Origin of the sequence: Paenibacillus sp. CECT 9249 (assembly GCF_918697855.1) — a bacterium.
In the GTDB taxonomy this organism is placed as follows: domain Bacteria; phylum Bacillota; class Bacilli; order Paenibacillales; family Paenibacillaceae; genus MSJ-34.
Map to the genome: position 1 here is coordinate 61562 of NZ_CAKKLI010000013.1, position 22448 is coordinate 84009.

Sequence of the window (22448 nt, forward strand, 5' to 3'; positions counted from 1 at the left end):
TTGCAATTAGTCGCGAAGGAAAGATGGATTATAGATGGGCATTACGGAAGAACATTGGACTTTAGAATGGAGGCAGCGGATGTTATTATTTTCTTTGATTTGTCGCCGTTGATTACGACATACAGAGTCATTAAGCGCAGACTGCAATATCATGGCAAGACAAGACCCGACTTGAATGAGGGCTGTCCGGAGTCGATTGATTGGCAATTCATGATGTACTGCTGGAATTTCAGGCGCGACAAAAGGCCCGGTATCACGGAGAAATTAAAACAACATTCAAAGGACAAACAAATCATTCTTATTCGAACCCCTAAAGAAGCCAAATTGTTATTGCGTGACATAACGAATAGCGGGTGCCGCTCTTTCGAAAGGGCCGATGTGTCGGAAATCATTGGACAGAAATAATGTTTTGTTCCCAATAAGTTCCCGCAGGACAAGCGGGGGAAGCCTGCATATACACGATGTTCACAGTGCAATCTAATGATTGAAACCAAACTGTAGGAGGAACATACTGTTATGCAACTGGCGGTACACGAGGCGCAGGATTTGCATGAATTGGCAATGAGCTGCGTGAATTCCATTACGAATATGGCCTGTTTTATGAGCCAGGCGCAAGATCCCGAATTAAAATCGATCTTGGAAAAACATTTCCCGCAACATATTCAAGATTACAACATGAAGGTGGAATACTTGAGTAAACCGGAAGGGGCAACGTCTACATTACCTGTTCCCAATATTCAGCCCAACCTTCAGTCTTTTACGCAAGCCCCGATCAATCCGGTACCGGTAACCCCGAGAACGACGGTTCAACAATTTAATGATAGGGAAATTGCCACCGCTTATTTGCTTACATTGAAGCGTTCCGGCAAAGATTACGCATGGGCGGCCATGGAAATGAGCAATCCCGAAATAAGAAGCTTTCTGGAAGATGCGTTCCGGATGTGTTCGCATCATGCATACGATGTTTGGCAATGGATGGTGAAGAAGGGATTCTACCCGTTGGAAGCCGCTTCGCCGACAACGCTCAATACGCTGGGCGGATTTTATCAAGTGGTTCAGGAACCCGCTGCCGTACACTAATATGTAATGATCAAGCCCTCTTTGATTTGGAAAAGGAGGGCTTATTTTTTTGTCTGTGCTATAATAATTTGTGTTGGGATTGCATCCTTTTGGAGCCGATACCCGACATGCGAGTTACATATGATTGCCACACAATCCGTGCTTTGATTCCGCAAGTGAACAAAGACTAAGGAGGAGATGCAAAATGTCCAAAACGATGGACTGGTTGCACGAAAAGAAACGAAACGCTCAGAAGATTACCATGCTTACGTGTTATGACTACCCTACCGCAGTATTGCAAGACCAAGCGGGATTGGATGTCATCTTCGTAGGCGATTCTTTGGGCACGAACGAGTTAGGTTACGATCATGAAGTTTCGGTTACTTTAGACGACATCGTTCATCATCTTAAGGCTGTCCGGAGAGGAGTCAAGCATGCATATTTGCTGGCGGATATGCCTTACAGGACGTATGAGAATGCCGATATGGCTTTGGAAACGGCACGGAAGCTGCTGTTTCACGGCGCCGACGGCGTGAAGCTGGAAGGGATGCAGGAAGAGATTATATCCTATTTGCACCAACACCGGATTGAGGTTTGGGGGCATCTCGGACATACCCCTCAGCATTATGAAACTGCGGTTGTTCGGGGCAAGACATTTGCTGCTGCCCAAAGTTTGGTGGAAGGCGCGATTGCATTGCAAGATGCGGGCGCTCGTATGATCGTACTGGAGCTTGTACCTGAAGAACTGGGCAAGGTCATTACCGATCAACTTATGATCCCTACCATCGGGATTGGCGCCGGCAGATTTACGGACGGGCAAGTGCTTATCGTTCAAGATATGCTAGGAATAACGCCGCGTCATTTCCGTCATTCCAAGAATTATGGCAATGTAGGCGAAATCATGCTTCAGGCGTTTCAAACCTACGCCGATGAGGTGGAACGCGGCCGATTTCCGCAAGCTGCAAACATACGGAATATGGAAGCAATAGAGCGGGAGAAATTATTGCATTATTACCAAAGCGAATAGGAATTCTAGCCTTTTAGCTCCGCTGAGTGCGGGGCTTTTTAATATAAAGAAGGAGACCTTCTTATTTCCAAGGCGATCCGCGCGAACCTACGCTTCTCAGCTTGGCGCTAAACGAAACTGCCAATCCTTATTGGGCTCGAAACGAAGGCTTTCCCAACCTAACGAAAGTACGAATCGTTATTCATTGGAAATCGGGCGTCTCAGCGCCTTTTCCCCTCATTAGCGTGTTGTAGTTTCGTTACATCCGGGGACAAGGCGATTTACAGGCGAATAGCGTGTCTACGTTTCGTTAGTCCGCCCGGCGGGCTGTCAGCCGTATTATGAAAACCACGACAAGCAAGGCGTGCAAACCAAACCGTTTGCACGCCTCTTCGTATGTCAACGGCGTTACGTCGAGCTGCGGATAACCAATTCCGTCGGCAGGATGACTCTCTTCGGAAGCATCGTATTTCCGTTGATCCGATCAAGCAGCAGGTCGACCGCGACCATGCCGATTTCCTTGGTCGGCACATTCACCGTAGATAACGGAGGATTGTAAAACTTCGAAACTTCAATATTGGACAGTCCCATCACAGCCACTTGATCGGGCACGGAGATGCCGTTGTTATATAAACTGCTGAGGGCGGCCATCGCCATCAAGTCGCTTGCTGCGAAGAAAGCGGTGGGCAAATTTTTCGTTTCGCATAATCGATTCATCTTCTCGATACAGAGCGTTTCGTCCCACATGCAATCGATAATCCAGTCGGGATTTACCGACAATCCGGCCGCATGCATGGTGGAATAATAGCCCCGATAGCGTTGGCTGTCCTTAATGTTTCCGTTCGATCCGCTCCCGCCTATAAAACCGATCTGCGTATGTCCTCTTTCAATAAGATGCTCTACCGCCATGGAAGCGACGCTGTAATGATCGTAGCCGACATTATCGATATCCCAACGTTCCGTGTCGATGCCGACGATATACGGAACCTGCTTGCGCAAATACTCGTAAGTTTCCGTATTAAGCGATTCCATCAGAATCAGGCCTGTAATGGATTCGTTGAACGTGTTATATAAAATCTTCTTATCGTCCAATTCGGGGCCCGTCCGAATAAAAGCGATGTCATGCCCTTGGCTGAACAACCGCTCTTCCGCACCGGACAAAATAGACATAAAGTAAGGATCGTTATATTTATTTTTGGTAACGCTTAGGACGCAGCCGATCTTGATGTTCGTCTTGGAAGCGGACGAATCGTTGTTCGCTGCCTGGCGTTTGACGCTTGAGCTTACCCGATAGTTCAGTTGAGTAACAGCTTGCCAAACTTTGGCGCGGGTTTCCTCCGTAATTTTGTACTTGGAATCGTTATTTAACACTCTCGAGACGGTGGCGGTGGATACGTTGGCCAACTTCGCGACATCTCTAATGGTACTCATGAATCGGTAAACCTCCTTTGTACATGTTACATCATAACATAATAACGCAGTGTTACATGCCGAATTTTTCGGCCAAAACGTTACATGGTACTTTTTATGTAACAAGTACATGCATTATCATTCTTTTGTTACGTTGATGAATCACGATATGAGACAATTGGAAAGCGCTTGATTTGCGTAAACAAGGCGAGTTAGCGCCGATAATCTATATTTTTCCTAAAATAAATCTAGGAAATAACTAAATTGTGACTTGCAAGTTTAGTCATGGGTGTTATAATTACATCATAAAGATTACTAAAATTAATGTAACAAATAACGTAACAAAACTCAAGTGTCCTAAAGAATGAAACCTTAGGAGTGAGTAAAACAATGAAAAAAACAGTCACCGTTTACCCCGTAATCGTAGACCGCCTCATCAGCAATCCAGGCATCGGTTTTACGGCGGCGCCCGGATTAATGAACGAACTCGATGATGTATATGACAATCGGGGAGTGAAGCAAGCAAAATATAAATTCACTAAAGATAGTAAAACCTACAATCATCCTGATTGTAAAGTATTTTTCTGCAGCGCGCGCTGGAAGGACGTTGAGGTCGCGAAAGGCGTCTACAGGTGGGAAGTGTTGGAGGAGAAGTTGGACTACGCCAAATCGCTTGGCTGCACTGCGGTTGTACGCTGCTCGCCGTACGCATTAAGCGAAGACGACGATATTCCGCAATGGTTTCGCAAGGATTATCCGGATGAACCCGAGTTCCCTTTTTGGAGAATAGATCCGGGCACAACGCCGTACGTCGAATATTGGGCCGATTTTATTAGAGCGTTTGCCGAACGGTTCGACGGGCATCCGGTGATCAGCTCCGTCGATATGACGATCGTGGGAGCGTGGGGGGAAGGCGGCGGAACCGAATTTCTCGAGCCGGAACAAATCCGGCGGATTACGGACGCCTATTTGGACGGATTTAAACTCACGCCTTTGCAAGCGCTTTTGCATGACCCGATCTCGATCAAGATCATTACCGATCGCAAGGCCAAAGTAGGCTTCCGCGTAGACTGCCTGGGAGATATGGGCGGTTTTCACGGAGAGAAGTGGTCGCATATGACGGATTTCTATCCGCAAAATATTCAAAACTTTCAGATGGGTGACGCATGGAAAACCGCGCCGGTTCTATTTGAAGCTTGCTGGCACATGAACGACTGGTATCTTCAAGGTTGGGACATTGATTATATCATTGAGGAATCGCTGAAATGGCATATTTCGTCCTTTAACAACAAAGGAACGATCGTACCGGAACCGTGGAAAGAGAACATAGAACGATGGCTGAAGAAGATGGGATACCGCTTTGAGTTAAGGAAATTTACTTACGATGCCGAAGCGAAGGCAGGCGGGGAGTTGCGCGTTGAAGGCCTGTGGGCGAATGTAGGGGTCGCGCCGGTCTATAACCGCTATCCGCTTGTTGTCAGGCTTGCAGGAAACGATCATACTTATACGCTTTCTAGTACGGAGGATATTAGGGGATGGTTGCCGGACCAAGATATCCTTTGGGCAGAAACGTTCACTCTTCCGGCTGAGATACGGGAAGGGGAGTACCGTCTGGAGATCGGGATCGAGACCGGCGTGAAAGAAGTCGGAAACGTGAAGCTTGCGATCGAAGGGTATCGGGACGGTTATTACCCGATGGGGAACATCGCCGTTAAAGGGGGATGAGAACGAAAATGAAGGCGCGGTTGAATTACAAGGAATACATTGCCTATTGCGGGTTCGATTTTGTGCCGGAAGGACTCGAAGAAAAGTATCGGAGCTATGAGTCGGATGGCAGAACCGAACTGATTCCGCGCGATTTTCTGGCCGGTCTGTTCGCCCGGTATCAAATCCCTGAAGATACGCAGCAACGGCTCGTTCGTGGGATCGAGGCCATAGAGAAAGATACGGTATTATTTCATTTTACGGCATTTTTAGTGGAAGATATGTGTTCCGCGCGCAATCGGTGCGATGAAGATTTCTATACGAATATGACCCCGGCTTGCATGAAGGAGAATGGGGAGCTATATTCCTTCCTGTTGCTTCTCGCCTGCATTGTCCCATCCATGAACTTGTTGGAAAAGCGGGGCGTTCCCAAGAAGTATTACGAGGACATTCCGCATCCGTTTTTGAAAGCGCAATTCGAACGGCTCGTTCATCACGGCGATCCTAAAGTCCGTGATTTCCCGTGGGTCATGAATTTTTATACATGCTCGATTTTTTTGTTAGACCGATTTCTCTTTATCCCGTGCCGTCTCGAAGACGATTTCACGATGTTCCGTCACAAGAAGACGCAAGAAGTGATTGCGCTGGGGCATGCCGGGGAAGATTTTCGCAGCGATGGGCAGAGGAATGGAATCAATGGCGTTTATGACGCCGGGGGCCTCTTCAAGACAATATGGAAGGAAGACGCCCGCCGCATCGTTGCGCATCGGATGAATCCAATGGGATTTGTGGAGCGGGAGACGGTTTCCATTGACAAGGAAGAATGGGAAGCGGTGCTGAAGCCGGGGGATTGCCTCTTGGCGCTGCACATTCCATCGGGTCCCGGCTATACTCCGGACAGGTTGAGAACTTCAATGGCGATGGCCGTTGAATTTTATACTACGTACTTTCCCGAGCTAGCCGTGAAGGGGTTCTGGAGCCGAAGCTGGCTGTTCGATCCAAGGCTTTCCTTGGTATTGGATCAAGAGAGCAACATCGTACGGGTGCAAAGGCAAGTTTACAATTATCCGACGTTCGAAGGAGACGGCATGCTGCGTTATGAGCTGTTCGGCGGCTGGGACGCCGATCCTGTCGGCAAGTCCGGCGAATATACGACTTCATTGCAAAAAGCGGCGGCGGAATATATGAAGACGGGCGCGCGGTTTAATACGATAAGCATGATTGTGTTGAAAGAAGAGGTTGGGCAAATAGGAAGCATGCCTTATATTACAGCCGCCGATATCGAGAAATTCGGGCTCATCGTTGACAGCCATATGCATGGGAGGAAGCCGAATGTGTAAATGTCAATATTCATTGGAGCGCTATGAGAAGTATAAAACGGTCAAAATCCGGCCCAGACCGTTGCCGAGGACGCCGGACAATAGCGGAAACGGGAAGTTGGAGTACATCTCATTTGCGTGGAAAGACCTGGAGGCAAGTCGGGGAGAATACACGCTCGAACAGATTGGGAAATCGCTGGACAACGCGAGGAATCCAATCCTTATCCTCAGTCCGGAACCGCCTTCATGGGTGAAAGATCGCGCGGAAGACTATTTTGCCTCCTTCGTAAGGAAGATCGGGAGCTATATCGGTACGGACGGTCGGCTTGCGGGCGTTGTGATCTCGACTCTGGCCGACAGCAAAGAGGAATGGAATGCATACATGGATTCGTTTGAAACCGTGCCTGTTCTTGCCGATCTGCATCATGGCAGACTGATCCGCTATTTGCAAGAACAGAACCGGGAATTCGGTCTGTTGGTACGTTGCGGCGAGAACAATTGGATCGATTGCTGCGAGGCATTTGCGCGGCAAAACTTGCAGCATATATGGAAAACCCAACCTGTCGTTCTTCATATCACCGATCAACATTGCGGCCCTCATATTCGACGCGAGGCGCAGCGCTGGCATGCATGCCTGTCTAATCAGGATATCGGCCTTGGATATGATCTACAGTTGCGAAGATTGACTTTCCCGGAAACGGTTTCAAGCGGGGGAAGCTTGCCGCTTCGTTTCTGGTTTGTGAACGCGGGGAGTTCGAGGATCTATAAGGAATTCGATCTATCGCTCTTGCTAAAGCAAGGGGACCTATCCTATGAGATCCCTATCCATGCGGCTTCGCATTCATGGTTAACCGGCGATCTCGTCCATAACGAGATCGTACCGTTGCCGGATATGCAGCCTGGAACGTATACGGTAAGTCTGGGGCTATTTTTCAAAGATCGCTCTTATATCCGGCTTGCCATACAAGGGGAAGAAGCGGGCGGATATTATGAGCTGGGTACTGTGCAGGTGGAAACGACAGGCGAGGATCCGTTCTCGAATATTTGGGATACCTACTATCCGGAAGGATACTATCCATTGGAAGATCCTCAAGTTCCGGAACAAGATTAGAGACATTAGAGCAGGACAACAAATCGCACCTGGAGGGGAATTGACTTGAAACTAGCATTAATCGGCGCAGGGCAAAGAGGCATGATTTACTCGCAATACGCTCGCGAAAGAGCTGACATCGTTGCGATCGTCGAACCCGACGACGGGAGAAGAGAAGCCGCGGCAGACGCTTTTCAGATTCCTTTGAACAACCGGTTCAAAACAGTGGAGGAATTTTACCGTTTGGGCAAAATCTGCGACGCTGTCATCATCGCTTCGATGGACAGAGATCATTATGCGCAAACGATGGAAGCCCTTGAACTGGGGTATGACATTCTTCTGGAAAAACCTATATCTCCGAGTCCGGAAGAATGTTTGCGAATTCAACAGAAAGCGAATGAAAAAGGCCGAAAAGTCATCGTATGCCATGTGCTTCGGTATACCAATTTCTTTGCTGAAATCAAAAAAATAATAGACAGCAACGAACTAGGAAGGATCGTTACGATTCAGCACAATGAGAATATCGGCAATTATCATATGGCGCATTCGTTCGTCAGAGGGAATTGGAGAAGAAGCGATTTGGCCAGCCCGCTCATGATGCAGAAATCATGCCATGACATGGATATTCTGGCCTGGCTCGCGAACAGCGAAGCGAAGCGCATCTCTTCTTACGGCGACTTGACCTTCTTCAGAGAAGAGAATGCGCCGGCGAATAGTTCGGACCGGTGTTTGACTTGCCAAGCTGCCGCCGATTGCCGGTTCGATGCGCGGAAAGCCTATCTGCCGGTAAGAGGACAATGGCCGGCTACAACCGTTGCGAGCGACCAATCGGAAGAGGGATTGTTGAAAGCGTTGGAAACGAGCCCTTACGGTCGTTGCGTATTTCGATCCGACAACGACGTATGCGACCATCAAGTATCCATCATCGAATTTAAAAACGGCGTGAAGGTGACTTTCAATTTAAGCGGATTTACGAATCATATGAACCGCACCATCAAAATTATGTGCGAGCACGGGGAAATTAGAGGCAACGATAGTTTAAATGTCATTGAAGTAACCAAGTTCGCTTCCAATATGGTTGACAGCGTGGAACAACGAATTATTCATCCGGCTGCCGTATCCGGCGGACATAACGGCGGAGATGCGGGATTGATGGAGGATTTCCTCCACTTGATGGAAACGGACGACAACGATAGCCGATCCTCCATCGACAGATCCGTGGAAAGCCATATTATGGCTTATGCGGCCGAGCAGGCGAGAATCGCAGGCACCGTAATCGATATCGATCAATTAAAAGAACAACTGCGAGAACACATCAAAGCAACCGCTTAATTTATTACGGAAAGGTAGTGGTACGGTTGAACTCGACTGTCAAAGACCTCCCTGCTCCAACTGCTAAGAAGCCCAAGGGTTTTCTTCATGAAATCGCGAGAAATAAAATTTTGTATCTGATGTGCGTGCCCGGACTCATTATTTTAATTATGTTCAACTATATCCCCTTCGCGGGGATATGGATGGCATTTACCGATTTTAACGTAGTAGACGGCATATTCGGAAGCAAATTTGTCGGACTGAATAACTTCAAATTCTTTTTCGCCGAAAACATGGGATGGAAAGTGACGTACAACACTTTAATTATTAACTTTTTCAGCATTATCTTCGGCATTCTCATCCCGGTAAGCATTGCTGTCTTATTAAACGAAATCAGGGTCGCCGCATTTAAAAAGATCACCCAGAGCATGATGTTCTTCCCTTACTTTTTGTCATGGGTCGTCGTAGGGGCGATTATTTACGGCATCTTCTCGTCGGATATCGGCGTTCTCAATAATATGCTCAAGATGTTCGGGATGGAGCCGATCAGTTGGTATTCCGAACCCAAGTATTGGAAAGCGATTATCATTTTGGCCAGCGTGTGGAAGTGGAGCGGTTATAACTCGATTATTTATATGGCCGCCATGGCGAATTTCGACAGCAGCTTGTATGAAGCGGCGAAGGTGGACGGAGCCAGCAAACTGCAGCGCATCATGTACTTGACGGTACCGATGTTGAAACCGACGATGATTGTGTTAACCTTGCTGAGCGTCGGGCGAATCTTCTACGGCGACTTCGGCATGATCTACGGGATTGTCGGCAATAACCCGGTTCTAGGCGAGGCGGTAAGCGTTATCGACACCTACGTGTATTCGTCTATGCGTTCATTGGGCTTTTCCTATGCTACCGCGGTCGGATTGATGCAGTCCGTGATGGGATTGATTCTGGTTACCGCGGCCAATCGTACTGCCAAGAAATTAAATGACGGGGAGGGGCTGTTTTAACGATGGATCAAAATAAATCGCTCGGCGATAAATTGGTGACGGTGATTGCATACGTTTTTATCGGTTTTTTTGCTATCGCTTGCCTGTACCCTCTCTTGTTGACGGTCAGCGTGTCCTTTTCATCGGAACAGGTTATAGCCAAGAACGGGTATTCGATTATTCCTCAGAGCCCGAGTTTTGACACCTATAAATATATTTTTATTCATAGCGGAACCAAAATTTTGCGCTCTTACGTTGTGACGATTTTTGTAACCGTTGTCGGGACATTAGGCGCCTTGTTGATCACAAGCATGATTGCGTTCGCCATCTCGATCAAAAAATTGAAATATCGCAACATCATCGCGTTTATCTGCAATTTTACGATTATTTTCTCGGCGGGCTTGATCCCTTGGTATATCGTTAGCGTGAATTATTACGGGTTGAAAAACAGTATGATGGCATTGATTTTGCCCGCCATATTCAGCGTCTGGAACATGTTTCTGATGCGCACCTACTTTTCAAGCATCTCCCCCGCGCTTTACGAAGCTGCGGAAATCGACGGAGCCAACTATTTTACGATTTTCTTCAAGGTAGCCCTGCCTTTAAGCACGACCCCGCTGTTTACGGTCGGTTTAATGTATGCGCTGCAATATTGGAACGACTGGTGGCATGCGCTGATCTTTATTAACAATCGGGACTTATTCCCGTTGCAATATTATCTCTTCAACATATTGTCGAACGTCAATGCGATCAGTTCCGGCCGGGTTCCCGCAGGCGCTGCGGGCAATCTCACGCTGCCGGCGGAAACGGTCAAGATGGCGGTTACCGTCATTACGATCGGACCGATCATTTTCCTGTATCCTTTCGTGCAAAGGTTCTTCGTTCACGGGATTATGGCCGGCGCAATCAAGGAATAAACGGAATATGGCAATGCGCCTATTCAGGCCTTTGACATAGATAAAGAGATTCATAATGAGGAGGGTGTTCAATGAAAACAAAAAAAAGGTTGACGATTGCATTGATTTTGCTGCTGCTGACGGTATCGATTCTGGCGGGTTGCGGAAAATCAGGCGAGGAAGGGTCGGGCAAAGGCGATTTGCAAACCCTTACCATCTTGTACCCTGGCGAGGAAAACGACCGTTTCAGAGAATTTCTCGATAACGAATTTGCCGAGAAGATGGCTGCCGATCTTGGATTAAAGGTGAATGTGACCTTTGTGCCATGGTCCCAATATTGGGAGCAGAAAGATATCGTACTCGCCGCGAGCGAACCGATCGACTTGTATTGGGACGGTCTTCCCGATCTGGCCGCGATCGTGAACAAGAAACAAGCGATGCCTTTGGACGATTTAATTCAACAATACGGTCAGGATATGCTGAAAGTATTGCCGATGGAACATTTGAATGGGGCCATGATCGACGGCAAAATCTATGGCATTCCTTCCTCGTACGCACCGTCTTCCGCTATGTATCAGCTTGTGAATGTGCGCCAAGACATTCTGGAAGCCGTCGGTATGACGGACTTGAACACGCCGGACGATTTGAAGGAGTTCGCCGTCAAAGCAGCCGAGAAGTTTCCTGAAATGAAAGGACCGGCAGATGTTATCTTTAAACCGTTAACGAGATATTTTGCCGACGAACAGTATAGCTGGATTGCAGTAGAGGATTTAGTCGTTTTTGGAGAAGAAAGCAAGAAAGCTTACAGTTATTATGAAACAAAGGCGTTCCAGGAAGTAGCCAAATTCAACCGGAGCATGTATAAAGACAAATTGTACACCGAGGATCTGACCATTAAATACAATGAAAGAGACACCAGAATGCAAACAGGCTTATACCTTTGGGTTGAAGGATCTTTAGGCAAGGAAATGGAAACGATCGAGAGCGTAAGAGCAAATGCGCCGCAAGCGAAACTGCAAACCTATCTGCTGGCGGAAGACAAGCCGCGTTATGTCAACTCGACAGGGGGAGAAGTGCTCGGCATACCGATGACGGCGCCGAACCCGGAAGGCGCGATGAAGTTTATTAACTGGATTTATAAATCTCAGGAGAATTATTTGTTTGCGCTGTATGGCGTGGAAGGCAAAGATTACGAGATTGTAGACGGAAGAATCAAAAAGCTCGTTCCTGACGAATTCTTCTACGAATGGATGTTTAGAAATCAGAACTATCAACTGTTCGCGCCGGACGTAGATCAAGAAGCGATCGATAAATATAAAAGCTGGGACGAGAAAGCGATTATCTCCGATTCCTTGGGTTTCCGTTTCAACAATGAGAACGTGAAGGATGTCGAAAACGCGCTTAAACAAGTCGTAGGCCAAGAAATCGCGGCATTGCGATCCGGTTTTGTAGATTTTGATACGGAGTATCCGAAGGCGATCAAGAAATTGAAAGCGGCAGGCATTGACAAATATGTAGCTGAAGTACAGCGTCAATTAGATGAATTTTTAGCTAAAAAATAAGGATAAACTTTGACTGTCGGGGAATCATTCCCGGCAGTCTTTCGGTTTGAACGGAAATAAACCGCTGGAATTCCCCCGATTGCAGACCGCGCGTCCCGCCCTGGGACGCAACATCATACAAGAATCCCCCCTAATCTTTGTACTATAATAAGAGCAGATTGACCGAGAGAAGGTGCAAAGATTTGTCTTATGAAGTTCGTGAAATTCGCTACGATCCGGATATCGGAATTGAAGCGTATCGTTTTCAAGGCATTATGCAGAAGTTTCCCAATCATTTTCACGACTATTATGTGTTGGGCTTTATCGAGCAAGGGAAACGCCATCTAATATGCAACAACGAATCGTACGTTATTAACAGCGGCGACGTTGTCATTTTCAATCCTCATGATCCGCACGCTTGCGAACAAATCGACGGGAAGACGCTGGATTATCGCTGCCTTAATGTCAAGCCGGATGTCATGCGCAAATATGCGCTCGAAATTACGGGAGCGGAGAAATTGCCGCGGTTTGCCCCGACGGTTCTCTATCAAAGCGAGTTGGCTGGCATCCTTCGCGATTTGCATCGCATGATTGCGAACGAACAACCCGATTTTCAGAAGGAAGAACTGCTATTGCTGCTGATCGAGCAATTGTTGGTCGATTACTCGGACGCGGAAGCCTTCGATTCCTTCCGGGAGCCTCGTCCCGAAATTAGAACGGTTTGCGATTATTTAGAAGCGCATTACCCCGAGAACATTAAGCTTGACCGGTTAAGCGAACTAACGGGACTCAGCAAGTATCATCTGTTGCGTTCCTTCACGAGACAAACAGGAATCTCCCCTTACAGTTACCTGAGCACAATCCGGATTAACAATGCCAAGAAATTGCTGGAATCGGGCATATCGCCCGGGGAAGCGGCCTTCCGCTGCGGCTTTAGCGACCAAAGCCATTTCACGAATTTTTTCAAGAAACTGATCGGCCTGACTCCCAAACAATATAGCAGGGGATTCGCGAGCGGCCAAGAGGCGGGAAGGTTGGCGCATCATGACAACAGATAAGCGCAATATGACCGCAGGTCACCTGTTAGCTTTCATGACGATCTTGATCTGGGGAAATACGTTTATCTCCACGAAAATTTTATTGGTTGACTTCACGCCCGTGGAAATTTTGTTTTTCCGGTTTCTCATCGGGTATGCGGCCTTGCTGCTGATCGATTCGCAACCGATCCGATTCCGTTCCTGGCGAGAGGAAATGCTGTTCATCGGCGCAGGTCTTTGCGGCGTTGCTCTGTATTTCTTGCTGGAGAACGCAGCCCTTGCTTATACGCTTGCCTCCAACGTAGGCGTCATTGTTTCCATTGCTCCGTTCTTTACTGCGGTATTGGCCCACTTCTTTCTGGAAGGGGAGAAAGTAAACGTTCAATTTATGATCGGATTTGTTATGGCGCTCGCGGGTATTATGGCGATCGGCTTTAACGGCAGCGTTCTGCTGCGTCTGAACCCGGCCGGCGACATTCTCGCCTGCCTGGCGCCCGTCGTTTGGGCCGTTTATTCCGTATTGATGCGCAAGATTAGCGCGCTAGGGTATCCTACCGTAAGATGCACCCGCAAAGTGTTTTTTTACGGGCTGTTGTTGATGGTGCCTGCGTTATTTCTATTTCCGTTTCGTCTGGGGCCGGAGCGATTCTACGACCTCTCGAACGCGTCAAACCTTCTTTTCTTAGGTTTGGGTGCGTCGGCATTATGTTTCGCAACCTGGAACCGGGCGGTCGGAATTCTTGGAGCCGTAACGACAAGCATATACATCTATATCGTGCCTGTCATTACGGTCGCGTCTTCGGCGTTGATTCTGCATGAAAAACTCACATGGGCGACATATCTGGGAACCTTCCTAACGCTGGCCGGTTCTTACATCTCCGAACGCAGCCGCAAACGGCGGGGAAATCGCGACGCTCGTCATGCCGCTCAGGCGGCTTCCGACAGAATATGAGAAGGGTAAGGGGCGATGAGGGAGAGGGCGCCCTATCAAAATGGGGGTTCTCCTCGGGTAAAAGTTGATTCCATTCTAGTTAAGCGGCATAGAATATTTCATAGAAATGTTCGCATTCCCGAAGGAGGGGTGAATGCTTACCCGCAAGAGGAGTGATCGTATGAATCAACTATTATGGATGGCCGTCGGCGCCGGTGCCGTTCTATCGATCGAAGGGCTGTATTGGCTGTATTGGAGATATGTAGGATCTGGTTCTGTGAGAGATTATATTAACGAGGATCAGGAGCCCGAAGGAGATTATCGGATTTTACGCAAAATAAAAACGCCCAACCAGCGGATCGCTCTTGTCGAATATCGCGGCCAAATGTGGATTTACGGCAACGGCGACGTGATGTTCAGCACTACGGAGGATGAGAATATGTATGCCGAAGCGATGGTGCACATTCCGATGGCAGCGGCGGGCAAGCGGAACAAGGTGCTGATCATCGGAGGGGGCGGCGGCGTCACGACCCGCGAGGCGCTCCGATACTCTGAAGTGGAGGAAATCACTGCTGTCGATGTCGATGATGTCATGTTGGAGTTCGGCAAACATTTGGAAGCGATGGTCCGATTTAATCGGGGCTCGTTGAATCATCCCAAAGTGAGGACCGTAATTGAAGACGGGAGAACATTTATAGAAAACACCCCGATGAAGTGGGATGTCATTGTAATCGACGTGCCTGAACCGACCGGTCGATATCCCCGGTTATCCCGCCTTTTCAGCGTAGAGTTCTACCGCCTCTTGAAAGAACGATTGGAACCGGAGGGAGCTATCAATATCGCCTGCTCCACTTCCTTCTGGATGCCCGAATACTTCTGGTCCATACAAGAAACCCTCAAAAAAGCAGGCTTCCAGGTGCTCCCGTTCCATCACTTCGTACCGGAAGACGGCGAAGACTGGGCTTTTTGCCTGGCAACAACATCCCCTGTAGACACGGACGGCTTGCGTATGCTCGTTTCAACGGAATACTTGACCCCGGAACGATTGAAAGATATGTTTTACATGCCGTTTTATTTTGCAAACGGCCAGAATCAAGGCGATATCCAAACGGACGATAACACGGTGCTGCTCGATATCGTAAGCGAAGCGGATTACGAACAGGATGGCAACCGGAAAGAATACAATTGAATGGGTGGGGATGGATTCCTTACAAGGAGTACAGCCTACCCAAGGTTGATGCAAAACCTTTAGCCTGAATTTTTTGCGAGGGGTGATCGTTATCCGTTATTCCAAAAGAGAATTTGTATTTTTCTCTACAGCATGCGCGGTTACAATTTTGCTCTTTTTTCTGATCGATATGATGACATTTCGGTACAAGGAAGGCGGTACGGTTTCCGGCAATGGAAATCCGGCGCTGATCGTTATCATTGTGACCGTGCCCGTATTTTTGTTGTTCGCGATACTGCTATTTCGATGGACTACATATTTGTTTCGTAGAATGGAGCGTCGCAAATATTACCTCCTCTTTATGATTGTCGTTTTGTTGGCTGTTTCGATGTACGGAGAGATGACGGTTCTAATGCGTCAAGCCGGACTCGTCATCCCCGGAGTCTGCGGCCCGGCCAGAGAGCAATGGAGCCAGTTGGGGCAAGAGGCGCCCGAGCTGTAATGCGCATATTGCGCACTGGCGATTGCATTAACTTCTACCGCCCTGCTCCTCAAGTTCGAGGACACAGGAGACGCTAATTGCATTAGCGTTGCATCGAGCGTATTGCTGCTCTTCAAGCCCGAGGAAGCGTTTTTTCTGCCCTCTTCTGTGAAAATCCCCCTCGCTCAGATGCTAGAAAGCCAGGGTTTATTACATACGGAGCGGGATTGGATTGCTGCATGCAGTTCTGAACGATCGTTTGCCGCAGAGGTTATGGAAGCTGTATAGCGTGCTGGCAAGCGATTCTCGTGGGGTAAAAAAGGTAAAGCCTGCGATCAGAGTCCACTTCATCATACCGCTGGCGGCTGACGATCCGCCCGAGCGGGCTAACGAAACTGATACACGCTAATCGCCTGTAAATCATCATGTTGCAATGTCTAACGAAACTCAAGCACGCTAATGAGGGGGAATAGGCGGTACAATCGCCGATTTCCAATGAATAGCGATATGTACTTTCGTTAGGATGACAACATCTTCAATTGGAGCCCAATAAGGATCGTTAGTTTCGTTTGCGAGCCAAAAGTTTCGTCAGCGCCAAACAAGGAGCGCAGGTCCGCGCGAGCGCCTTTGAAATGTAGGGGGAGGTCTCCCCTTCTATATGCGCAATAAAGCCAGTACCATCAACGGTAGCGAATGATGAAGCAGACTCCATTGCGGGTTTTCGAAGCTATCAACTTCTCGATGCAACGCCATTGCATATTGCGGAAACTTCATCCTTTTGGGGCGAAGTTTTTTCTTTGGCCAAAACGAATTTTATGGAAAAATTTGTAGCCTGCGGGTATGATGATTACGCGGCCTTTTATGCTGCCGGTTGACGTAGGGTGGAAATGAAAGGGGAGATCCATCATGCTTCTTGGGGAAATATTCGTATGGCTGATCGGTGTTTTCGGATTCTTCGCCATCTTGTATCAAGTGATCCAATCCGCGATCGATCAGTCCAAAATGGCCAGAAACATTCAAGATATAAGAGACATGCTGCATCAGATGAAAAACGAAAGGGCGGAAGCCGTCAAACAGGCAAGCGCCTTAGCAAATGAATCTGAAAAATTCGAGGAATGCCCCGGATGCGGGAGGAAAGTGAAACGGGATGAAAGAATCTGTCCGGAATGCGGGCTAACATTGATTGATTCGTAACATGGAATGGGGTGGCAAAAAAACTATCCTCCACAACGAACATGATGTTCAGTATAATATCATTGTATTGAAATGAGAAAGGGTGACCTTAAGCCGATGAAGTACTAATCCTATTCGAACAAGCGAAAAACGTGTTTACGTTTTTTCCGGATAGGATTTGTGCGGGCTTTTTTATATACTCATTAGGTTTCATGCGTTTATCTTCATCATAAAGGCATGATCCTTGTTTAAGTATTGCGCCTCCTATCCGGGAACAACGGATAAGGAGGTTTTTTAATGTCTCATCGTGAATTCGGGCTGGAGGGGCCGGCTTCTACCAAATATGACCGGCTGCGCCGTTTCCTTGCGTCCGGGAATGAACCGAAGTTTCGATTTACGCAAATCGCGCAAGCAATATTCAAGCATAAAATACATGATTTCGAGGACATAACGGTGTTGCCGAAACCGTTGAGACAGTCGATCGTTTCGCAATTCGGAAGCGGCATGCTGAATATTAAACCCGTCGTTCATACGCCTTCGCCGCAAGCGGATAAAGTCTTATTCGAAATTCCAGGGGGCGACAAAATCGAAACCGTCGCCATGAAATATCGCGCCGGCTGGGAATCGTTTTGCATTTCTTCCCAATCGGGCTGCGGTTTCGGCTGCAGCTTTTGCGCGACCGGGGCGATCGGCCTGCAACGAAATTTGACGGCCGACGAAATTACGGATCAAATTTTGTACTTCTTATTGCAGCGCCGTTCGATCGACAGCATTTCCTTTATGGGGATGGGAGAAGCTCTTGCCAACCCGCAAACGTTCGGCGCAATAAGAACATTGACCGACCCCGAGCTATTCGGCATCAGTTCCAGAAGAATCACGATCTCCACCATAGGCATTATTCCGGGAATTCAAAAGCTGACCAAGCAATTTCCGCAAATCAACCTCACCTTCTCTCTTCATTCCCCTTTTCAAGAACAGAGGAGCGAGCTCATGCCTATAAACAACAAATATCCTCTGGCGGATGTGCTGGAGGTTCTGGACGAACATGCCCAAATAACAGGCCGAAAAGTGTACATTGCGTATGTATTGCTGCCCGGCGTCAACGATTCTGCGGATCACGCCCAAGAATTGATCGCGATTGTGAAGAAAAGGCCTAGTTACAAGCAGCTGTATCATGTGAATCTCATACGTTACAATCCCGCCATGGGTGCGCCGGAACAATACGGGCGTCCGGATCAGCGCGCCGTGGATGTTTTTTATCGTCAATTAACGAAAGCGGGAGTCAAAGTAACCGTACGCCAATCCTTCGGCGTAGAGATCGATGCGGCATGCGGGCAATTGTACGGCCAATATGAAGCCAAGCAACAGCGGCGCTGCAAATAAAGGAAACGAGAAAATGAAGGGGGAGTGCCATAACCATGTTGGATTGTATACGCGTCTTGCTTGTTATGGACGATGATCCTAGGTTTACGGAGCTTCTATCTTTATTGCGTAGAGAACCGGGGTTCGAGGTATCCGTTACCAATTTGAACGAAGTGAAACAACATGTCGCGCGAGGGACGGCAGACGTTATATTGCTCAGTTCCTCGCAGCATTCCTTATTTTATGCGGGGTTGAAAACGGCGGGCGAGCTGTTGCGGCAAAATCCCGTCAAAATTATCGTGTTGACGACGATCCATGAAAAAGAGGCTGTACTGGACGCATTCACCGCAGGAGTCTTGAATTATTTGCTTAACAAGAGCTACAGAGACATTCCGGCGGCCATTCGAGAGGCGCATCTCAACCGCAGTTCCCTTCATCCGGATGTCGCGGCGTTACTCCGTCAGGAAATTAAACATTTCAGACATGCGGATATGCAGCAGAGACTAACCCGTACCGAAAAACAAGTGCTGCATCTGCTTGCGGAAGGCTGCACGAGAACGGAAATATCGGAGACGCTGCAAGTGTCCCCGAATACGGTCAAATTTCATATGCGGAATTTAATTCAAAAGATCGGCGGCGCCACGGGGAAGGAAGCCGCGGAACGAGCCAAACGGATGGGATATTTGTAGCGCACCCCTGCTTCGAAGATAATAGGAATAACCTATAGAATTAATAGATTTTATATATTTTAATTATAGGAGGAGGTGTGAGATAATACGGGCAACAAATATAGGAGATGATGTAAATGAGTTCCAACCATGCTTGGCAATCCGGATTGTACGACAATAAATTGGGGTTCGTATCCGAACTGGGCAAAGGCGTGGTCGAATGGCTCGATCCGCAACAGGGGGAGCGCATTCTCGATTTGGGATGCGGAACCGGGGATTTGGCCTATGCCATTTCAAAGGCGGGAGCGAATGTGACCGGCATGGATCTATCCGACGCAATGATCGAAAAAGCGCGGGACAAATACCCGGACATCCGGTTTATAACGGGCAATGCCGAACAATTTCAAGTTGCCGAACCGTTTGATGCCGTCTTTTCCAATGCCGCTTTGCACTGGATGAAGAACGCCGGACAGGTGGCGGAATGCGTATGGCATGCGCTCAAGCCGGGCGGAAGATTTGTCGCCGAGTTCGGGGGACGGGGCAATGTGGAGCAAGTGGTAAAGGCGATCGGAGCCGTGCTTGAGGAGAATTACGGCATCGACGCTTCCGGCCTCCATCCGTGGTATTTTCCGAGTATCGCCGAATACAGTTCATTGCTGGAACGGCAAGGCTTCCATGTCGCGTACGCCGTTCATTTCGACCGTCCCACTCCATTGCCCGATGGCGAGGAGGGACTCCGGCATTGGCTGAGCGGATTTGCCGGAGGCTTCTTCGAATCGTTCGCGGAAGAGGAGCGAAGCAAAGCCTTCGCGAACATTGCCGCCAAAGCCCGGGACGATTTGTTCCGGGACGGTAGTTGGCGCTTGGACTATAAGCGGATACGAATCAAGGCTATCAAGCCTTCATCCCGCGCAGCGATATAATCATTTTCGAACGAACGTATTGACCTTCTCGTTGCGTCAACGTTTATTCTCGACTTATCACATGCAACGGGTTGAGGAGGACTACGGAAGATGAATACGCTAATGATCAAAGATGTCATAATCCTGACGATGAAGGAGGATGAAGCTCCGTTTCGCGGGGATATACTCATCGCGGGGGATACGATTCGGCAGATCGGGCCCGGCCTCGCCGCCGAGGCGGACGAAACGATCGAAGGTCAAGGCATGGTTGCGATGCCTGGCCTGATCAATGCGCATCAACATACGCCGATGAGCTTGCTGCGCGGCTTCTCCGACGATTTGAAATTAATGGATTGGCTCGAGCGGAAGATGCTCCCCGCCGAGGCGAACATGACGCCGGAAGATATTTATTGGGGCTGCAAACTGTCGATGGCGGAAATGATCAAGTCGGGCACGACCGCATTTGCCGATATGTACATCCATATGGACGAGATCGCTGCCGCGGTAGAAGAAGCCGGTATGCGGGCATCGTTGTCGCGGGGGCTCGTCTTCCTGCAGGACGACGGAGGGCAGCGATTGCAGGAAGCGCTCGGGCTGGTCGAACGATGGCATGGCAAGGCGAAGGGAAGAATTACGACGATGCTCGCCCCGCACGCGCCGTACACTTGCCCGCCGGAACCGCTCAAACGCGTCGTCAAGCTGGCCGAAGAGATGAATCTGCCGATTCATATCCATTTGGCCGAGACGCAGGAAGAGGTCGTTTCCATCCGTGACAAATATGACGAGACGCCCGCGCAATATTTGTATAATGCCGGTCTCTTTGACAGGACGCATGTGCTGCTGGCGCACGGCGTGCATCTCACCCGGCGCGACATCGGGCTGCTCCGGGGCATGCGCGGAGGGGTGGCGCATAATCCCGTCAGCAATTTGAAGCTGGGCTGCGGCATTGCTCCGGTCGTCGAGATGATGCAACAAGGCATAACGGTCGGCCTTGGAACCGACGGCGCCGGCAGCGCCGCCACGGTCGACATGTTCGAAGAGATCAAGGCGGCAGCCTGGCTGCAGAAGCTTGACTACGGCGATCCGACCAAGCTGCCTGCCGCTCAGGCGCTGCGCATGGCAACGAGGGAGAGCGCAGCCTTGCTCAACATCGATCGCGAAGTAGGGACGCTCGAAGCAGGCAAGCGCGCCGATCTGATTCTCGTCGACATGAATAAACCGCATTTGCAGCCGGTTCATCATGTCGAATCTCTCCTTGCCTACAGCGCGGGCGGGGCCGACGTGGATACGACGATTGTCAATGGCAAGATCCTGATGAGACGCCGGCAATTGCTGACGATGGACGAAGAGGAATTGCTTCGGCAAGCTGCCGTCCGCGCCAAACGAATCGTGGCGGGAGTATGAACGCCTCGAATATGTGGAATCGCTGGACGGATATATCACCCCTCTCGGCGGAGACGAATATCTTTTTTTACGACCCGGGGCCTATTCGAACGGGAAACGGGCGGCTAACAAAACGATTCCTCTGGCCAAAGACGCCAAAAAAACGTACGGAACCATTTTGAGCCTGGGGATCGGATTCGGCGCGTCGGGCAATGAAGCGGGAACGAACGCCCGCAAAGCGTTGCGCAAATCGAAGGAGGCGGGCGGCAACGTTTGTTTTATCGTCCGCGAAGATCAAACGCTGACCGGGCCGCTAGAAATGGCCGACTCGATGCAAACCGTGCTCTCGCCAACCCGCGCCGAATTGATCAAAAAAGCGGAAGACGCCGGAATGACAAGCTCCTATCTCAGCAAGCTTCTGAATCATATGGCGCGTTGCGGCAAGACGGAGTACAACGTTCACGAGTTGGCGTCGGTATTGCAAATTAGGGACCGAAGCGCGCATCGTCTCATTCTGCTATGGATGGATAACGGCTTGGCCGAAATCGCGGGCATGGAAAAAGTGGCGAAGGGCCGGCCACCCAAGCAGTCCAAAGGCGATGAACCATCCCCTTATTAAAGACTTTGCAACGTTTATGCCGCAACGCGGACAGAGGATCCCTTATTTGGCGAAAATGCCCCTTTTGGGCAAGTTGAAGGACAGAGAATTCGTTATCTGTGACAAATCGTCTTATTTGGGGCCTGTTCCGAGTCAAATAAAGGAACGCGTGTCCTTCAAACGCCGAAAAAACGCTCATTTATCCAATTTAACGGAAGCTGTGTCCGCCAAGTCAGACGAAGACGCAGTTTTGCGCATAAACCATTCGCAACGCGGACAGAGGATCCATGATCTGTGTAAACGGTCTTATTTGCATTAACGTTGCATTCTCTTTTTCAAACAAAAAGGTCTTTGCAACGCTAGTTGTCATTTGACATATAGCTCTTCATTACCGCACTCGCCGGTGAGAGGGGCTTTTTTTGATGT

General features: G+C 49.0%; 20 protein-coding genes and 1 pseudogene. 20 read left to right on the plus strand and 1 reads right to left on the minus strand.

Features of this window, described 5'->3' with window-relative positions:
* Positions 1-66 precede the first annotated feature (66 nt).
* The 3 genes from LQ229_RS12130 to panB all read left to right on the plus strand — a co-directional run bounded on the left by LQ229_RS12130 (position 67) and on the right by panB (position 2086).
* The gene (locus tag LQ229_RS12130; protein WP_230191855.1) at positions 67-405 is read left to right on the plus strand and encodes a hypothetical protein; all 339 of its coding nucleotides are present in this window, start codon (positions 67-69) and stop codon (positions 403-405) included.
* 111 nt (positions 406-516) lie between these two features.
* Positions 517-1080, plus strand: coding sequence for a spore coat protein (locus tag LQ229_RS12135; RefSeq protein ID WP_216539296.1), 564 nt, complete (start codon positions 517-519; stop codon positions 1078-1080).
* A 184-nt stretch (positions 1081-1264) separates the two neighbouring features.
* Complete coding sequence (gene panB, locus LQ229_RS12140) at positions 1265-2086, plus strand: 3-methyl-2-oxobutanoate hydroxymethyltransferase (RefSeq protein ID WP_216539297.1); 822 nt, start codon at positions 1265-1267, stop codon at positions 2084-2086.
* Positions 2087-2473: 387 nt separating this feature from the next.
* Here the strand turns inward: panB and LQ229_RS12145 are convergent, their stop codons facing one another.
* Positions 2474-3496 carry a LacI family DNA-binding transcriptional regulator gene (locus LQ229_RS12145; RefSeq protein WP_230191856.1) on the minus strand — a complete coding sequence of 341 codons (1023 nt, stop codon included), beginning with the start codon at positions 3494-3496 and terminating at the stop codon, positions 2474-2476.
* A gap of 369 nt (positions 3497-3865) precedes the next feature.
* Here LQ229_RS12145 and LQ229_RS12150 point away from each other — a divergent pair, with 369 nt between their 5' ends.
* From LQ229_RS12150 to LQ229_RS12230, 17 genes and pseudogenes are all read left to right on the plus strand, one after another.
* Positions 3866-5200 (plus strand): DUF4832 domain-containing protein, encoded by a 1335-nt coding sequence (locus LQ229_RS12150; protein ID WP_230191857.1) that lies wholly within the window; start codon positions 3866-3868, stop codon positions 5198-5200.
* Complete coding sequence (locus LQ229_RS12155; protein WP_230191858.1) at positions 5197-6519, plus strand: acyltransferase domain-containing protein; 1323 nt, start codon at positions 5197-5199, stop codon at positions 6517-6519. The genes LQ229_RS12150 and LQ229_RS12155 overlap by 4 nt, the downstream gene beginning before the upstream one ends.
* Positions 6512-7609 carry a DUF4832 domain-containing protein gene (locus tag LQ229_RS12160; protein WP_230191859.1) on the plus strand — a complete coding sequence of 366 codons (1098 nt, stop codon included), beginning with the start codon at positions 6512-6514 and terminating at the stop codon, positions 7607-7609. The genes LQ229_RS12155 and LQ229_RS12160 overlap by 8 nt, the downstream gene beginning before the upstream one ends.
* A gap of 45 nt (positions 7610-7654) precedes the next feature.
* Positions 7655-8920, plus strand: coding sequence for a Gfo/Idh/MocA family oxidoreductase (locus LQ229_RS12165; RefSeq protein WP_216539301.1), 1266 nt, complete (start codon positions 7655-7657; stop codon positions 8918-8920).
* Positions 8921-9039: 119 nt separating this feature from the next.
* Positions 9040-9903, plus strand: a complete 864-nt coding sequence (locus LQ229_RS12170) for an ABC transporter permease subunit (protein ID WP_230191860.1) — start codon at positions 9040-9042, stop codon at positions 9901-9903.
* Between the two features lie 2 nt (positions 9904-9905).
* A complete protein-coding gene (locus LQ229_RS12175) occupies positions 9906-10799 on the plus strand; it encodes a carbohydrate ABC transporter permease (RefSeq protein ID WP_230191861.1) in 894 nt (297 codons plus the stop codon).
* A 71-nt stretch (positions 10800-10870) separates the two neighbouring features.
* Positions 10871-12340, plus strand: a complete 1470-nt coding sequence (locus LQ229_RS12180) for an ABC transporter substrate-binding protein (protein WP_216539303.1) — start codon at positions 10871-10873, stop codon at positions 12338-12340.
* A gap of 182 nt (positions 12341-12522) precedes the next feature.
* Positions 12523-13377, plus strand: coding sequence for an AraC family transcriptional regulator (locus tag LQ229_RS12185; protein ID WP_230191862.1), 855 nt, complete (start codon positions 12523-12525; stop codon positions 13375-13377).
* Complete coding sequence (locus LQ229_RS12190; protein ID WP_230191863.1) at positions 13364-14308, plus strand: DMT family transporter; 945 nt, start codon at positions 13364-13366, stop codon at positions 14306-14308. Before LQ229_RS12185 ends, LQ229_RS12190 begins: the two co-directional genes overlap by 14 nt.
* A gap of 160 nt (positions 14309-14468) precedes the next feature.
* Positions 14469-15476 carry a spermidine synthase gene (locus LQ229_RS12195; RefSeq protein ID WP_230191864.1) on the plus strand — a complete coding sequence of 336 codons (1008 nt, stop codon included), beginning with the start codon at positions 14469-14471 and terminating at the stop codon, positions 15474-15476.
* Positions 15477-15849: 373 nt separating this feature from the next.
* Positions 15850-15957, plus strand: a pseudogene (locus LQ229_RS12200) (hypothetical protein); the annotation flags it as partial.
* A gap of 885 nt (positions 15958-16842) precedes the next feature.
* Positions 16843-17130, plus strand: a complete 288-nt coding sequence (locus LQ229_RS12205; protein ID WP_230191865.1) for a zinc ribbon domain-containing protein — start codon at positions 16843-16845, stop codon at positions 17128-17130.
* Between the two features lie 276 nt (positions 17131-17406).
* A complete protein-coding gene (locus tag LQ229_RS12210; protein WP_230191866.1) occupies positions 17407-18492 on the plus strand; it encodes a Cfr family 23S rRNA (adenine(2503)-C(8))-methyltransferase in 1086 nt (361 codons plus the stop codon).
* Between the two features lie 35 nt (positions 18493-18527).
* The gene (locus LQ229_RS12215) at positions 18528-19160 is read left to right on the plus strand and encodes a response regulator transcription factor (RefSeq protein WP_216539311.1); all 633 of its coding nucleotides are present in this window, start codon (positions 18528-18530) and stop codon (positions 19158-19160) included.
* A 116-nt stretch (positions 19161-19276) separates the two neighbouring features.
* Positions 19277-20062, plus strand: a complete 786-nt coding sequence (locus LQ229_RS12220; protein WP_230191867.1) for a class I SAM-dependent methyltransferase — start codon at positions 19277-19279, stop codon at positions 20060-20062.
* A gap of 90 nt (positions 20063-20152) precedes the next feature.
* A complete protein-coding gene (locus LQ229_RS12225; protein WP_230191868.1) occupies positions 20153-21445 on the plus strand; it encodes an amidohydrolase in 1293 nt (430 codons plus the stop codon).
* A gap of 13 nt (positions 21446-21458) precedes the next feature.
* Positions 21459-22043, plus strand: a complete 585-nt coding sequence (locus tag LQ229_RS12230; protein WP_230191869.1) for a hypothetical protein — start codon at positions 21459-21461, stop codon at positions 22041-22043.
* The last annotated feature ends 405 nt before the right edge of the window (positions 22044-22448 follow it).